The organism is Mycobacterium sp. 1274756.6, from assembly GCF_001668625.1.
In the GTDB taxonomy this organism is placed as follows: Bacteria; Actinomycetota; Actinomycetes; order Mycobacteriales; family Mycobacteriaceae; genus Mycobacterium.
Window position 1 is genome coordinate 182888 of record NZ_LZLJ01000093.1, and the last position, 15241, is coordinate 198128.

Consider the following 15241-nt stretch of genomic DNA (forward strand, 5'->3'; position numbering starts at 1 on the left):
GGCGCCTAGCCGGTGGCTTCGCGGATGTATTCGCCGATCTGGCGCAGCGAGCGTTTGGCCTCCGGAACGAACCCGCCGGCCAGCTGGAAATCGTGGATCTGACCCGGCCAGATCCGCACTTCGGTGGGCACCCCGGCGGCCGCCAGCTTGCGGGCGGCCAGTTGCGCGTCGTGCAGCAGCACCTCCGATCCCGACACGTGGATCAGGGTGCGCGGCAGGTCCGGGGTGATGTGGTCGAGCGGCTCGTAGAGCCGCTCGGGCTCGCCGTCGACGATGTTCCTGGCGGCGGCCCTGCTGACCAGCGACAGCAGCGCGTCGAACGCCTTGGCGGGGAACATCGCGTCGGTCTTGATGTTGGGGTGGGCTTGCTTGGGTTTCTTGTCCAGCTCCAACAGCGGCGACAGGGTGACCAACGCGGCCGGCTGCTCCTCCTCCTCGGCCAGCCGCTGCGTGAGCGCCATCGCGAGGTAGCCGCCCGCGGAATCGCCGGCCACCACGATCTGGTCGGGCTGGTAGCCGCGCAGCCGCAGCCACCGGTAGCCGTCGTAACAGTCGTCGAGGGCCTGCCCGATCGAGTACTTCGGGACCAGCCGGTAGTTGACCACCAGGACCGGCGAGTCGGCGAACTGCGAGACCGCGTTGACCACCCGGCTGTGCGAGTTGGCCCCGCAGGTCAGAAAGGCGCCACCGTGCAGGTAGAGCACCACGCGCCGGTTGCCGTCGGCGGGCAGCACGCCGGGGGCGCGCACCAGTTGGGCGTCGCAGTCCGGCAGGTCCACCGTCACCCGCACGGTGCCGGGGGTGGGTAGCAGCGCCCTGGAGACGAAGTCGATGAGCTCCCAGGGCCAGGGCAGGTGCGGGAAGTTGCCGAACACCGCCAGCGCGGGCCGGACCGTCAGCCGGGTCGCCAGCGAGACCACCCGCGCCTGCAGGCTCGGCCCGCTCTCGGTGACCTCGACCGGCAGGCCGTCGCTGGCCGGGTAGGCGCGCCTACGCGGGCGGGTCGGGATGACGGTTGCTTCACTGGGTGCGGTCATGCTGCACACTCCTACGCCGATGTAGTCCGTGTCCCCCGGCCCAGCCCTCGGGGGCCAGCCCGGCCAAACTTAGCCTGTCACATTTAATTATTTCAACAATCAGTGAGTCTGTTTCGATATGACTTTTGCTCTGGACTGTGATCGTTGCTGGTCAGAGATGTCATAAAGGTTTCTTAGACTAGCGGGCGTGGACAAACGGGCGTCGCGTCGATCTACGGTCGCGCTGGCCGCTGCGGGTGCACTCGCCTCCACCGGAACCGCCGTCCTGGGGGCCCGGAACCTGCTGACCGGCCAGGCCGACCACGCTCGCCAGGTCATCCCCAAGGCCTGGGCGCCGCCCCCGCGCGCCGACGGCGTCTACTCGCGCGGCGGCGGGCCGGTCCGTCGCTTCCAACGCGGGGACCGCGTCGATCTGCACGTGATGCTCTTCGGTGATTCGACCGCCGCCGGGTACGGCTGCCGGCGCACCGACGAGCTGCCGGGGGTGCTGATCGCCCGGGATCTGGCCGACCGGACCAGTGGGCGCATCCGGCTGTCCACCAAGGCCATCGTCGGCGCCACCTCCAAGGGTCTGTGCGGGCAGGTCGACGCCATGCTGGTGGCCGGTCCGCCGCCGGAGGTGGCGGTGATCCTGATCGGCGCCAACGACGTCACCGCGCTCAACGGCATCGCCGCCTCGGCTCGCCGGGTGGGCTTGGTGGTGCAGCAGCTGCGTGATAAGGGCGCCACCGTCGTGGTCGGCACCTGCCCGGATTTCGGGGTGATCACCGCGATCCCGCAGCCGCTGCGCTGGGTGACCCGCGCCCGCGGCCTGCAGCTGGCGAGGGCGCAGGCCGCGGCGATCACCGCGGCCGGGGGCATCGCGGTGCCGCTCGCCGAGCTGCTGGCGCGCCGGTTCGTCGGGGCCCCGCATCTGCTGTCCGAGGACCGCTATCACCCGTCGGCGGCCGGCTACGCGCTCATCGCCGCGGAACTGCGCCGCGCGGTGCGCGCCGCGGTGACTCCCCCGGTCGCTCTCGACCCCGCGCCGCGCCGGGCGCCGGTCGCTGCGGTTCGCCCGGCCCGTCACCCGCTGGCCGGCTGCCCCGTGGCGAGCACTTCCGAGCGGTAGCGTTAGATTCGAGGGCACCCAAGTTTCGGGCTGACCCATACGGAGGGAGCCATCGTGCCGGAAGCCGTCATCGTTTCAACCGCGCGTTCGCCGATCGGCCGCGCCAACAAGGGGTCGCTGGTGAGCATGCGGCCCGACGACCTGGCCGCCCAGATGGTGCGGGCCGCGCTCGACAAGGTGCCCGCCCTGGACCCCAAAGACATCGACGACCTGATGATGGGCTGCGCGCAGCCCGCCGGTGAGGCCGGCTATAACATCGCCCGGGCCGTCGCCGTCGAGTTGGGCTATGACTTCCTGCCCGGCACCACCGTCAACCGGTACTGTTCGTCGTCGCTGCAGACCACCCGGATGGCCTTCCACGCGATCAAGGCCGGCGAGGGTGACGCGTTCATCTCCGCCGGGGTGGAGACGGTGTCCCGCTTCGGCGTCGGCGCCGCCGACGGCGCACCCAACAGCAAGAACCCGATGTTCGACGAGGCGCAGGCCCGCACCGTCAAGCAGGCCGAGGGCGCGACCGAGTGGCACGACCCGCGCGACGACGGCAACATCCCCGACGTCTACATCGCGATGGGCCAGACCGCGGAGAACGTCGTGCTGCACACCGGGATCAGCCGGGAAGAGCAGGACAAGTGGGGGGTGCGCAGCCAGAACCGCGCCGAGGAGGCCATCAAGAACGGCCACTTCGCCAAGGAGATCGTCCCGGTGACCCTGCCTGACGGCACCGTCGTCGACACCGACGACGGCCCGCGCGCCGGCACCACCTACGAGAAGGTGTCGCAGCTCAACCCGGTGTTCCGGCCCAACGGCACGATCACCGCGGGCAACGCCTGCCCGCTCAACGACGGGGCGGCCGCGTTGGTGATCATGAGCGACACCAAGGCCAAGGAGCTGGGGCTGACCCCGCTGGCGCGGATCGTCTCCACCGGCGTGAGCGCCCTGTCCCCCGAGATCATGGGGCTGGGGCCGATCGAGGCGGTGCGCAAGGCGCTGCGCATCGCGGGCATGTCGATCTCCGACATCGACCTGTATGAGATCAACGAGGCGTTCGCGGTGCAGGTGCTCGGTTCCGCGCGCGAGTTGGACATGGACTTGGACAAGCTGAACGTCTCCGGCGGCGCGATCGCGCTCGGCCACCCGTTCGGCATGACCGGCGCGCGCATCACCGCGACCCTGCTGAACAACCTGACCAGCCACGACAAGACGTTGGGCATCGAGACGATGTGCGTCGGCGGCGGCCAGGGCATGGCGATGGTGCTTGAGCGGCTCTCCTGAGCCGCGTCGACTCTGGCGGCTCACCTCGGCGTCGACTCTGCGGCGAGCAGGCAGGCTACTCGCACTTTTGTCTGCTCAACGCAGAGTCAATGCAGCCCAGGCTTGCCGCACCCGCCCCACGATCTCGCTGCGGCGGTGACCGGCCAGTACCCGGATGAGAGTCCAGCCCGCCCGCTGCAGAAACTCCGACCGCTCGACGTCTTTGCGGAACTGGTCGCGGCTGACCCGATGCTGCTCACCGTCGTATTCGACGGCCAGCAGGAGCTCTTCCCAGCCCATGTCGAGGTAATACCGCGGATAGCCGTCGACGCCTGGCACCGGGATCTGGGTGCGCGGCGTCGGGAAACCCGCCTCGATGAGCAGCAGCCGCAGCCAGCTCTCCTTCGGTGACTGCGCGTTGCCGTCGACGAGAGCCAACGCGCGCTCCAGCTGACGGAGCCCGCGGGTGCGGCGGTGATTAGCGGCTAAGCGCTTGACGTCGCCGACGTTGAAGCGGGTGGCGTGGGCGAGCGCGTCCAGTCGCGCCACCGCCTGGCCTAAGCTGCCGCGCCTGCCGAGGTCGAACGCCGTCCGCTCGATGGAGGTCACCGGCAGCCCGCGCAGGCGGCGGGTCTCACCGTCGAGCAGCAACTCCGCGCGCGTCCTCACACCCTTCGGGGCGCGGGCATTGCGCCAGACCAGCTCCACGTCGGCGTCGCTCTCGACCCACCTCGCGCCATGCAGCGCCGCCGCGGCGACCCCGGCGATCACCGCCTTCCGTCTCGACCACAGCCAGGCGGAGACGATGCGGTCATTCAGGGTGGGGGTGGCCCACTTGTCGAGGTAGACGTCGGGGAAGAGCGCGGTGTAGTACCTGCTCAGCTCATGCCAGCTCACCGCACCGGCGGCCCGCGCCTCCGAACCGAGGAACGGGCGCCGCTCCACAAACCCCGCCATGCCGGCATGGTGCCGGTACCGCCCGACAACGTGCCCGGATACACGTCGACTCTGCGGTGACCAGAGGCGCTACTCGCCCTTGTGCGTGGTCACCGCAGAGTCGACGGTGAAGCTGCGGTCTAGTCGCTCTGGAAGTAGCTGAGCAGGCGCAGGATCTCGATGTACAGCCAGACCAGGGTGACGGTCAGCCCGAGCGCGATGCCCCAGGCGGCCTTCTCCGGCGCGCCGGCGCGCACCATCTGGTCGGCGGCGTCGAAGTCGATCAGGAAGCTGAACGCGGCGATCCCGATGCAGACCAGCGAGAAGATGATCGCCAGCGGACCGCCGTTGCGCAGGCCCATCTCGATGCCGAACAGGTGCAGCACCAGGTTGCCCAGCATCAGCACCAGCGCGCCGAACAGCGCCGCGACCACCATGCGGGTGAACTTCGGCGTGACGCGGATGGCGCCGGTCTTGTAGACGACCAGCATCCCGAAGAACACCCCGAAGGTGCCCATCACCGCCTGCCCGATGAGGACCCCGGCGTTGGCGCCGGAGACCACCACGTTGGCGAACAGGAACGAGATCGCGCCGAGGAACAGTCCCTCCAGCGCGGCGTAGCTCAGCACGATCGCCGGGTTGTCCTGCTTCCGGCCGAACGTCGCGACCAGCACCAGCCCCAGCCCACCGAACGCACCGATGAAGGTGAACGGGGTGGCCAAGCCGAGGTTGGACTGCACCAGGAAGTAGGAGACGACGGCGACCGCGGAGAGAACCCCGAGGGTGATGCCGGTCTTGGTGACGACGTCGTCGATGGTCATCGGCCGCGAGACACCGGTCTGCGGCGTGTAGGGGGCTTGCTGTTGGTAGCCGAGCTGTTGGCCTAGCTGCACCTGTTGGGCCGCACCGGCGGCACCGGTGCCGAACTGCGCGTATCCGCCCTGCTGCTTGGGCAGCGAACGAAATACCGGGTTACTGGTCTCCCGCACCGTCGGATTCCTCTCCTAAGGCCTGATGTTCGGGTGTTGCGAACAGCTGGTCAACGAACAGCGGCCGGGGCTGGTTCCCCGGCTGCTCACAGCTAGACCTTACCCGCGCTGCGACGAGCGGCGGTAGGCATCTAGATTGCGATGGTGTGACGGTAGACAACGGCATCTTGACCAGGGTTGACAACGGTGTCGGTTTTCTGACACTGAACCGACCGAAGGCCATCAACTCGCTGAACCAGGCGATGGTCGACGCGATGACCGAGGTGCTCGGCGAGTGGGGGCGCGACGACGCGATCCGCGCGGTGGTGCTCGACGGCGCCGGGGAGCGCGGCTTATGCGCCGGCGGTGACGTGGTGGCGATCTATCACAGCGCGAAGGCCGACGGCGCCGCCGCACGCAAGTTCTGGCACGACGAGTACCTGCTCAACGCCGCGATCGGCCGGTTCCCCAAGCCGTATGTGTCGCTGATGGACGGAATCGTGATGGGCGGCGGCGTCGGCGTCGGCGCGCACGCCAACACCCGGGTGGTCACCGACACCTCCAAGGTGGCGATGCCCGAGGTCGGCATCGGCTTCATCCCCGACGTCGGCGGCACCTTCCTGCTGTCCCGCGCGCCCGGCGGGCTGGGCCTGTATGCCGCGCTGACCGGCGCCCCGTTCTCCGGACCGGACGCGATCGCGCTCGGCTTCGCCGATCACTATGTGCCCCACGCCAAGCTCGCCGATTTCGCCGCCGCGATCGCCGCCGACGGCGTGGACGCGGCGCTGGGCGTGTTCGCCGAACCGGCCCCGCCCAGTCCGCTGGCCGCCCACCGCGGCTGGATCGACGAGTGCTTCGCCCACGACACCGTCGACGGGATCGTCGCCGCGCTGCGGGAGCACTCCGATGCGGACGCCAACAAGGCCGCCGAGTTGATCGGCACCCGCTCCCCGATCGCGCTGTCGGTGACGTTGGCGGCGGTGCGCCGGGCGGCCGCCCTCGACAGTCTCGAGGAGGCGCTGGTGCAGGAGTTCCGGGTCTCCTGCGCGTCGCTGCGCTCACATGATCTGGTGGAGGGCATCCGCGCCCAGCTGGTGGACAAGGACCGCAACCCGAAATGGTCGCCGGCCACCCTGGCCGAGGTGACCGACGCCGACGTCGAGGCGTATTTCGCGCCGGCACAACCCGATCTGGTCCTGTAAGGAGGAATCATGTCCGCTGAGACGACCTACGAAACGATTCTGGTGGAACGCGACGGCCGGGTCGCCACCATCACGTTGAACCGCCCGCAGGCACTCAACGCGCTCAACAGCCAGGTGATGGCCGAAGTCACCGGCGCCGCAACCGAACTCGACAACGACCCCGGCATCGGCGCGATCATCATCACCGGCAGCGCCAAGGCGTTCGCCGCCGGCGCCGACATCAAGGAGATGGCGCAGCTGAGCTTCGCCGAGGTGTTCGGCTCCGACTTCTTCGCCGCCTGGGGGAAGCTGGCGGCGGTGCGCACCCCGACGATCGCGGCGGTGGCCGGCCACGCGCTCGGCGGTGGCTGCGAACTGGCGATGATGTGCGACCTGCTGATCGCCGCGGACACCGCCAAGTTCGGCCAGCCCGAGATCAAGCTAGGCGTGTTGCCCGGGATGGGCGGCTCGCAGCGGCTGACCCGCGCGATCGGCAAGGCCAAGGCGATGGATCTGATCCTGACCGGCCGCACCATCGACGCGGCCGAAGCCGAACGCAGCGGGCTGGTCTCGCGGGTGGTGCCCGCCGACGACCTGCTCGACGAGGCCAAGGCGGTGGCCACCACGATCGCCGGGATGTCGCTCTCGGCGTCGATGATGGCCAAGGAGGCGGTCAACCGGGCGTTCGAGAGCACGCTGGCCGAGGGCCTGCTGTACGAGCGGCGGCTGTTCCACTCCGCGTTCGCCACCGAAGACCAGTCCGAGGGGATGGCGGCCTTCACCGAGAAGCGCCCGGCGAATTTCACCCACCGCTGACCCGGTGACCGCGACCGAGGCCGCGCCGGCCAAACCCGCCTGGTGGGTGCGGCATTACACCTTCACCGGCACCGCGGTCGGGTTGGTGTTCATCTGGCTGTCGCTGACCCCGTCGCTGCTGCCGCGCGGGCCGCTGTTCCAGGGGCTGGTCAGCGGCGGGGCCGGCGCCATCGGCTACGGCCTCGGAGTGTTCGCGGTGTGGCTGGTGCGCTATCTGCGGTCGCGGCAATCCAGCCCGAAGGCGCCGCGCTGGGCCTGGCTGGTGCTGACCGGTGTCGGCGCGGTCGGGATGGTGGCCTCGATCGTGTGGTTCCACGTCTGGCAGGACCGGCTGCGGGATCTGATCGGCGTGCCGCACCTGAGCCGGCTGAGCTACCCGCTCACCGGCATCCTGGCGGTGCTGGTGCTGTTCGCGCTGGTCGAAGGGGGTCAGCTGACCCGGCGGCTGTTCCGGTTCCTGGTGGGCCAGCTCAACCGGGTCGCCCCGCCGAGGGTGTCGAAGGTCGTCGCGGTGGGTCTGCTGGTGGCGCTGTCGATCGCGTTGCTCAACGGCGTGGTGGTGCGCACCGCGATGAACACCATGAACTCCACGTTCGCCTCGGTCAACGACGAGATGGATCCCGACAGCGCCGCCCCGACCAGCACGCTGCGGTCGGGCGGGCCGGGCTCGTTGGTGACGTGGGAGTCGTTGGGGCATCAGGGCCGCATCTTCGTGGAGAGCGGGCCGTCGATACAGCAGTTGACCGCGTTCAACGGCGCGCCGGCCACCGAGCCGATCCGGGTCTATGCCGGGTTGAATTCCGCCGACGGGATGGCCGCCGCGGCGCAGTTGGCGGCCCGCGAGCTGCAGCGCACCGGCGGGCTGAAGCGCGACGTGGTGGCGGTGGCGACCACCACCGGAACCGGTTGGATCAACGAGGCCGAGGCCACCGCGCTGGAATACCTGTTCAACGGCAACACCGCGATCGTCAGCATGCAGTACTCGTTTCTGCCCAGCTGGCTGTCGTTCCTGGTCGACAAGGAGAACGCCCGGCAGGCCGGAACCATGCTGTTCGAGGCCGTCGACGCACTGGTGCGCGCGATGCCGGAGGCCGACCGGCCCAAGCTGGTGGTCTTCGGTGAGAGTCTGGGCTCCTTCGGCGGCGAGGCGCCGTTTATGAACCTCAACAACGTGCTGGCCCGCACCGACGGGGCGCTGTTCTCCGGGCCGACGTTTCAGAACACGATCTGGACCGATCTCACCGAGAGCCGCGACGCCGGTTCACCGCAGTGGCTGCCGACCTATCAGGACGGCCGCAACGTGCGGTTCGTGGCCCGCCCGGAGGATCTGAAACGCCCGGATGCGCCCTGGGAGACGCCCCGGGTGGTCTACCTGCAGCACGCCTCCGACCCGATCGCCTGGTGGAGCCCGGACCTGTTGTTCCGCAAGCCGGAATGGCTGTCCGAGGAGCACGGAGTGGACGTGCTGCCGGAGATCCGGTGGATTCCGGTGGTGACGTTCCTTCAGGTCTCCGCCGATATGGCGGTGGCGTTGGACGTGCCGCCCGGCCACGGCCACCACTATGTGCAGGACGCCGCCGATGCGTGGGCGGCGATCCTGCAGCCGCCGGGCTGGACCCACGAGCAGACCGAGCGACTGCGCCCGCTGCTGAGTTCGCCGGGCTAAGGTGTGCGGCGTGTACGACCGGGTGAAGTGGGCAAGGTGGGCGCCGGGGTTGGCTGTGGCGCTGATGGTTTCGGCTGCGTTGGGCGTCAACACCGCGGCACAGGCAGCACCGGCGCCGGTGCCGGTCGTCTTCGACGACCCGGAGCTGCCCGACTGCGACCTCGATCCGGCCGATCCGGGCTGCGTTCCGGACCTTCCGGTCGACTGTGTCGCCGATCCGGCGCATCCCGATTGCGTCGCCCCCGAGGACGCCCTCCCGCCCGAGCCGGAACCGGACGCAGCGCAGCCCCACCATCCGAAGTTGCCGACGAAGTATCCGAAGGTCCCCAGCCTGCCGCATGTGCCGCACGTGCCGCATGTCCCGCATGTCCCGAAACTGCCGAAGCACTCCGCGCCGGACGCCGCCTGAGGCCGAACGTTTAGCGGCGAGCCTCGAGGTCGCCCAGCACTCCCGCAGCGGCCAGCGCGTGGTAGCCGCCGGCGACATCGGTGGCGCGGTGCAGCCCCAGGTCCTGCAGGGCGGCCGCCGCCAGGCTGGAGGTGTAGCCCTCCGAGCAGACGATCACCCACTCCACGTCGTCGCCGACGGCGTGCGGCAGGCGCGCGTCGCTGGTCGGGTCGCAGCGCCACTCCAACACGTTGCGTTCGATCACCAGCGCGGTCGGTACCGCTCCTTCCCGCTCGCGCTGCGCGGCCGGGCGGATGTCGACCAGGACGGCGCCGCGGCGCCGCGCCGCGGGCACGTCGGCGGCGGCAAGCCGGTCCAGCCGAGCGCGGGTGGCGGCCAGCAGGGTGTCGATGCGGCTGGTCACGACGCCTCCGGGTGCGCGGTCTGCTCGGTGCGGGTCCGGCGCAGGCGCCCGGCGTGGATCTCGTAGTAGGACATGGCGGTGAGCGGCGGTGAGTAGGCGTGCACGCTCAACGTCGGTCCTCGTGCGGCACCGACCACGTCGTGCACCCAGGTGTGCGGGAAGGCGGCCTGGTCTCCGGCGCGCAGCCGACGGCGGCGCAACCGCGTCTTGTCCCAACGGAATTCGTCGAGCGCGCCGGAGAGCACGGTCAGCGCTCCCAGCGATCCGGCGTGGTCGTGCAGTTCGGTGGGGTGCCCGGGCACCCAACTGATCAGCCACAGGTCGATGTCGGGTGCGCTGGGGATCCGGGTGAACCAGCGGCCGTCGGTCGGTAGGCCGCCGGCCGGCAGGAGCCGGTCGTGGTGGCCGCGCAGGACGTCGTCGGCGGCCCGGTCGGTGGCGTGCAGCAGGTCGGGCAGGCGCACGGCGGTAAGGGTGGAACTCATGGGACACTCCCGGGATGACGGAACGAGACAGGGACGGGAACGGTCTAGGACCGACAACACTCCAACTGCCCGGTTCGCTTCGTCACGGCAGCGATATTACCTACATTGGCAGGATGCGCAGCGGCTTGTTTTCTCGTTCCGGGCGGGCCATCGCGGTGATCGTGACCGGTTTGGTGACGCTGGCCGGGTGTGCCGCCGACCACAGTGGGTCGACGTCGCCCACCTCGCTGGAGCCCGGGGAGTCGGCGGTGTCCCCCGACGGGGTGACCACCGAGGTCAACGCCCCGGCCGCCTCCACCGAGGAGGAGTACATCGCCGCATGTTTGCAGGCCAGGGCCTGGATGGAGGGCCAGGACGGTGATCGCGACGGCCTGGTCGAGGCCTATCTGAAGAAGGTTCAGGAGTCGAACGAGGCGGACGCGGGGACCTGGGACACCTCCTGGAGCGACCTGGGTCCCGAGCGGCAGTCGGCGCTGATCGTCGCAGTTCGGGCCGCCGCCGACGAAGCGTGCGGGTGACCGCCGACGGGGATTTTGAATCACGGCGGATAAAACCCGATGATGTCAGGGCTATGACGTCAACTTCACGGGTCGCGCTGGCCCTGGGCAGCGGCGGAGCGCGCGGTTACGCCCACATCGGGGTGATCGCCGAACTTCAGGACCGCGGCTACGAGGTGGTCGGGGTGGCCGGGTCCTCGATGGGCGCGCTGGTGGGCGGCCTGCACGCCGCGGGAAAGCTCGACGAATTCACCGAGTGGGCCACCGGGTTGACCCAGGGCGCGGTGCTGCGCCTGCTGGATCCGTCCATCTCGGCGGCCGGCATCCTGCGGGCGGAGAAGATTCTCGACACCGTGCGCGAGATCCTCGGTGAGGCCACCATCGAGGAGCTGCCGATTCCCTACACCGCGGTCGCCACCGACCTGATCGCCGGGAAATCGGTCTGGCTGCAGCGCGGTCCGCTCGACGCGGCGATCCGCGCCTCGATCGCCATCCCCGGCGTGATCGCCCCGCACGTGCTCGACGGCCGGCTGCTCGCCGACGGCGGGATCCTCGACCCGGTGCCGATGGCGCCGATCGCGGCGACCAACGCCGACCTAACCATTGCGGTCAGCATCAACGGCAGTGGCGCCGGCGACGACGACCCGGAGGAGGACGCCGGGACCGACTGGCTGAACCGGGTGATGCGCAGCACCACAGCATTTTTGGACACCAACGCGGTCCGCTCCCTGCTCGACCGGCCCACCGCGCGTGCGGTGCTCGACCGGTTCGGGATCTCCCTGGCCGAGTCCGACGACGAGACCCCCGCCGACGAGGCGGCCGACGCGCCGGACGACGCGCCGGCTGACGCGCCGTCGGAGGAGAAGAAGGTCAAAGCCGATGAGGGCGAGGCCGATGCCGAACCGCCGAAGCTGGGCAGCTTCGACGTGATGAACCGCACCATCGATATCGCGCAGGCCGCCCTGGCCCGGCATCTCATCGCCGCCTATCCGCCCGATCTGATGATCGAGGTGCCCCGGTCGGCTTGCCGCAGCCTGGATTTCCACCGCGCCGCGGAGATGATCGACGTGGGCCGGGAGCTGACCGCCCATGCGCTGGAGATCTACGCCCGCGATCAGCCGACGGTGACCACCATCGACATCTGAGGCCGCCGCTCAGCCGAGGCCGAGGAAGCCGCAGACTGATTCGGCGACCCGCCGGCCCTGTTCGCGGCCGGCGCGGGCGGCGCCGATCCGGGCCGCCGGGTCCAGCACGTTGGAGCCGAAGGCCGCCAGCGACGCGGCGTCGGCGAAGACACCGAAGGCGCGGCCGGGAAATGCGGCGATCTCGTCGGCGGGGCCGGCGCCGAACGGCGCCGGTGCGTCCTCTCCCGCCGGCACCAACACCACCGCACTGGCGCAGTCGTGCGCGACGCCCAGGTTGGCGCTGCTGGCCACCCCGCCGTCCATGTAGCGCCGCTCGCCGATCGTCACCGGCGGCCAGACGCCGGGCACCGAGCAGCTGGCGGCGACGGCGTCGACGAGTTCGACGCCGCTGTTCCGGTCGAAGACCACAAGTTCCGCGGTGGCGATGTCGATGGCGGTGATGCGCAGTTCTCGGTCGGGCCAGTCGTGGCGGGGCAACCGCGCGGCGATCACTTCCCGGCGAACGGGTTCGGCGACGGTCTCCGCGGACAGCGCCACCGCACCGATCTCACGCAGTTTGTCCCGGGTGGAGGTGTCCGGTTTGAGCATGGCGGCCAGGAAGAGTTCGGCGATCTCCTCGCCGCTCACGCCGGGATCGAGTTCGGCGGACTCGGCGGCCACTTGCCGGTCGAACAGCTCCGCCATGGTCGCACCGCTGCCCAATTGTGCGGCCACCGCCGAACCGGCCGAGGTGCCCACCAGCACGTCGGCGTCGAGCAGCCGGCGCCCGACTTCCGGCGCCTCTTCGAGGATGCCGAACAGAATGCCGGTCTCCCAAGCGATTCCGGTGACGCCGCCACCGGCCAGCACGAGTGCGCGTGTCATCTCAACCTCCGGTGGTGCGGTCAGCGGGCCAGGTGTGGTGCGGCGCGGCCGGTGATCAGCGGAAGGTCGAAGAAGCCCTGCACCCCCGGCGGCGCGGCGCAGGTGGCGGGTACCGCGTTGACGCAGTGCGCGGCGGTGGCCACGATGCCGGGGTTGCTGTCCAGGCCTTCGGCGACGCTTTCCGGTTGCCAGCCCTTGACCGTGACGAAGGTGTCGGGGTTGCCGCGCACCTCCATCTCGTAGCGTTCGCCTGCGGGGCCGAACGACCAGGGCGGGTCGAGGTTCTCCTCGCCCATCAGCCAGTTGACGCTGATCCGCACCACCGGGGTTTCGCCGACCAGTGCCTCCCAATGGAACCGGCGCCCAGCGACCTGCCCGGGTTCGATGGTGCCGATCGGCGAGTCGATCGGGCCGGTGGCCACCGCAACCTCTTGTGAGGTACGGACTTTCGGGTCGGCGGCAAAGCCGAGCCGGTCGACGCAGAGCCGCACCGATTGGATGAAGCCGCCGTCGAGCAGCTTCTGCATGGGCCCGGTAAACGCGGTCTCGGGGGTGCCGCCGAAGCCCATCACGTGCCGCAGCACATCGGGTGCTCCGTAGGTCCGCAGGTCGGAGTACTCCTCGGCCCGTACGAAGGTGATGCCGGTGGACATCACCGACAGCAGCAGCGGGAACAGTTCGGTGGCGGCGCCGGGGCCGATCCCCGCGCCGTGCAGGGTGGCGTTGCCGGCGCGGGCGGCTTCCTCCAGCGGGGCCGCTTCCTTCTCTCCGAGATAGAACCAGCCGACCGGGGTGACGACGTTCTTGCCGCAGCGCAGCAACGCGACCACGTCGTCGACGTTGGGCAGCATGGGCGCGTAGATGACGGCGTCGGCGTCGAGGGCCAGGATGTCGTCGATGTTGTCGGTGGCGGTGACACCGAGTGGCGTGGACCCGATGATCTCACCGACGTCCTTGCCGCTCTTGGCTTCCGAGTGGACCCAGCAGCCGACGAGTTCGAGTTCGGGGTGTTCTAGGACACCGTTGATTGCCGCGACTCCGACCGAACCGGTCGCCCACTGCACTACCCGTAACGCCACTGGCGCCTCCCTCGCGTCGCTCGCCTCGTCGGCGTCCTCAGCGTAGCGGGACCGGGGCGTCGTCTCGCCGACGACGCGGCGTCAGACCGCGGGCTGGAGGCTTACCCCGCCCGGCTGTTCGGTGACGGTGGTCGTCACCGCGCTCACCGTGCCGGCGTAGTCGGCGATGTACAGCCCGTTGCGGCTGGCCACCACGCACGCCGGCTGGCCGCCGGTGGGGATGGAACCAATGATCTGGCCGGTTCGCAGGCACAGCACGGTGACGTCGTCGCCGTTGACCACCACGGCGCGCTGTCCGTCGCGGCTGAGCGCCAGGTGGGTGAGCATACCGCCGAGGTGCACGGCGTCGATGACCGTCGCGGTCCACGCGTCGAGGATCTCGACGACACCACCGAGCGTCGCGTCGCACTCCGCGAGGTAGAGGGTGGCCCCGTCGGCGCTGACCGCCAGGCCCCGGACCGGGGCGCCGGCGGCGAACGTGCCGGCGACGAAGCCACCCGCGGTGTCGATGACCGCGATCTGGCTGCTGGTCGGGTGCTGCACGGCAACGTAGATCCGGCGCCCGTCGGGGCTGACGGCCAGGCAGTCGGCGACCACGCCCGGCTGGCCGGCCAGCTCGATGATCTCGGTGGCCCCGGTCGCCGGGTCGATCACCGCGACGTCGGCGCCGGTGGCGTCGGCGCGGCTGGCATATAGCCGGCCGCCGGCCACGGCCAGGTCGTTGACGGTGCGGGTCTGCGGCAGCGTCACCGCGACGGTGTTGGTGGCGGCGTCGATGACGGTGATGGCATCACAGGCCGTCGAACCGGTGCTCACGAACACCGCCGTGTCGGTGGCGACCAGCGCGAACGGTTCGGCGATACCCTCGATGACGTCGAGGACGTCGAAGGAGGCGGTGTCGATCACCCAGATGGTGTCATCGCCGCAGCTGGCCACGTAGAGCCGGGCGCGGTCCGGGCTGAGCGCCATCGCGGCGGGGGTCGAGCCGGCGGCGCCGAGGCGGTCGGCGATCGCGGCGTGGAAGGTCGGCGGGGCGACGATCGGGCATCGCTCGGCCTGCATCAGGGCGTCGATGTCGTGGACCATCGCGGCCAGCGGCCCGAGCAGCTGCGGGTGCGCGACCGGTTCGGCCAGCGCCACACCGCCGGTGGCGTCATCGGTACGAGTCACAGTAGTCACAACCCTCGCCAATCGTTTCGCTTGCGTTCGGAAATGTTCTCGGCAAGTCTAATAGCGGAATTCGGGGTGAAATCTCGCCAATTTAACGTGCGTCACACTTTTACCGATTTGGGGACGACGGACGATTCGGCCGTTATCGACATTGATGTTCAGCTGTGGCCTGGAGTTAACTCCCTATCCTGGACTACCTGCGCTTACGCTCCTGCCAGCTAAC

The 15241-nt window shown here is 69.9% G+C and carries 16 protein-coding genes; 8 read left to right on the forward strand and 8 right to left on the reverse strand.

The genetic code is table 11. The features are described 5' to 3' along the window. Window positions 1-5 precede the first annotated feature (5 nt). Window positions 6-1037: an alpha/beta hydrolase gene (locus A5643_RS15540; protein ID WP_066857475.1), complete on the reverse strand. Its 1032-nt coding sequence runs from the start codon at window positions 1035-1037 to the stop codon at window positions 6-8. A gap of 187 nt (window positions 1038-1224) precedes the next feature. Between A5643_RS15540 and A5643_RS15545 the strand changes: the two genes are divergently transcribed. Together A5643_RS15545 and A5643_RS15550 are read left to right on the forward strand one after the other, a co-directional pair. Next, complete coding sequence (locus A5643_RS15545) at window positions 1225-2148, forward strand: SGNH/GDSL hydrolase family protein (protein WP_082948991.1); 924 nt, start codon at window positions 1225-1227, stop codon at window positions 2146-2148. A 54-nt stretch (window positions 2149-2202) separates the two neighbouring features. Further along, a complete protein-coding gene (locus A5643_RS15550) occupies window positions 2203-3420 on the forward strand; it encodes an acetyl-CoA C-acetyltransferase (RefSeq protein ID WP_066857478.1) in 1218 nt (405 codons plus the stop codon). Window positions 3421-3495: 75 nt separating this feature from the next. Here the strand turns inward: A5643_RS15550 and A5643_RS15555 are convergent, their stop codons facing one another. Together A5643_RS15555 and A5643_RS15560 are read right to left on the reverse strand one after the other, a co-directional pair. Beyond that, entirely contained in the window at window positions 3496-4356 is an 861-nt protein-coding gene (locus A5643_RS15555; RefSeq protein WP_066857481.1) for an endonuclease domain-containing protein, read from the reverse strand. Between the two features lie 119 nt (window positions 4357-4475). After that, complete coding sequence (locus tag A5643_RS15560; protein ID WP_066857484.1) at window positions 4476-5324, reverse strand: Bax inhibitor-1/YccA family protein; 849 nt, start codon at window positions 5322-5324, stop codon at window positions 4476-4478. 146 nt (window positions 5325-5470) lie between these two features. Here A5643_RS15560 and A5643_RS15565 point away from each other — a divergent pair, with 146 nt between their 5' ends. The 4 genes from A5643_RS15565 to A5643_RS15580 are packed head-to-tail and all read left to right on the forward strand — an operon-like array spanning window position 5471 to window position 9375. Next, on the forward strand, window positions 5471-6505 hold the full coding sequence (locus tag A5643_RS15565; RefSeq protein ID WP_066857487.1) for an enoyl-CoA hydratase/isomerase family protein: 1035 nt from the start codon (window positions 5471-5473) through the stop codon (window positions 6503-6505). Between the two features lie 9 nt (window positions 6506-6514). Beyond that, window positions 6515-7300 carry an enoyl-CoA hydratase gene (locus tag A5643_RS15570; protein ID WP_066857490.1) on the forward strand — a complete coding sequence of 262 codons (786 nt, stop codon included), beginning with the start codon at window positions 6515-6517 and terminating at the stop codon, window positions 7298-7300. Then, on the forward strand, window positions 7284-8966 hold the full coding sequence (locus A5643_RS15575) for an alpha/beta hydrolase (protein WP_066857493.1): 1683 nt from the start codon (window positions 7284-7286) through the stop codon (window positions 8964-8966). The genes A5643_RS15570 and A5643_RS15575 overlap by 17 nt, the downstream gene beginning before the upstream one ends. A 10-nt stretch (window positions 8967-8976) precedes the next feature. Further along, window positions 8977-9375 (forward strand): hypothetical protein, encoded by a 399-nt coding sequence (locus tag A5643_RS15580; protein ID WP_156628842.1) that lies wholly within the window; start codon window positions 8977-8979, stop codon window positions 9373-9375. A gap of 10 nt (window positions 9376-9385) precedes the next feature. On the opposite strand, the gene A5643_RS15585 is transcribed toward A5643_RS15580, so the two are convergent. Further along, window positions 9386-9778 (reverse strand): rhodanese-like domain-containing protein, encoded by a 393-nt coding sequence (locus A5643_RS15585; RefSeq protein ID WP_066857499.1) that lies wholly within the window; start codon window positions 9776-9778, stop codon window positions 9386-9388. After that, window positions 9775-10263: a cysteine dioxygenase gene (locus tag A5643_RS15590; RefSeq protein WP_066857501.1), complete on the reverse strand. Its 489-nt coding sequence runs from the start codon at window positions 10261-10263 to the stop codon at window positions 9775-9777. Before A5643_RS15590 ends, A5643_RS15585 begins: the two co-directional genes overlap by 4 nt. 113 nt (window positions 10264-10376) lie before the next feature. On the opposite strand from A5643_RS15590, the gene A5643_RS15595 reads away from it, so the two are divergent. Together A5643_RS15595 and A5643_RS15600 are read left to right on the forward strand one after the other, a co-directional pair. Continuing rightward, window positions 10377-10781, forward strand: coding sequence for a lipoprotein LpqV (locus tag A5643_RS15595; protein ID WP_066857504.1), 405 nt, complete (start codon window positions 10377-10379; stop codon window positions 10779-10781). Window positions 10782-10834: 53 nt separating this feature from the next. After that, window positions 10835-11905, forward strand: coding sequence for a patatin-like phospholipase family protein (locus A5643_RS15600; RefSeq protein WP_066857507.1), 1071 nt, complete (start codon window positions 10835-10837; stop codon window positions 11903-11905). A 9-nt stretch (window positions 11906-11914) separates the two neighbouring features. On the opposite strand, the gene A5643_RS15605 is transcribed toward A5643_RS15600, so the two are convergent. The 3 genes from A5643_RS15605 to A5643_RS15615 form a co-directional block, all read right to left on the reverse strand. Further along, on the reverse strand, window positions 11915-12769 hold the full coding sequence (locus tag A5643_RS15605; protein ID WP_066857510.1) for a patatin-like phospholipase family protein: 855 nt from the start codon (window positions 12767-12769) through the stop codon (window positions 11915-11917). A gap of 20 nt (window positions 12770-12789) precedes the next feature. Further along, on the reverse strand, window positions 12790-13848 hold the full coding sequence (locus tag A5643_RS15610) for an NAD(P)H-dependent amine dehydrogenase family protein (protein WP_066857512.1): 1059 nt from the start codon (window positions 13846-13848) through the stop codon (window positions 12790-12792). A gap of 81 nt (window positions 13849-13929) precedes the next feature. Next, window positions 13930-15018, reverse strand: coding sequence for a YncE family protein (locus A5643_RS15615; RefSeq protein WP_156628843.1), 1089 nt, complete (start codon window positions 15016-15018; stop codon window positions 13930-13932). Between the last annotated feature and the right edge of the window lie 223 nt (window positions 15019-15241).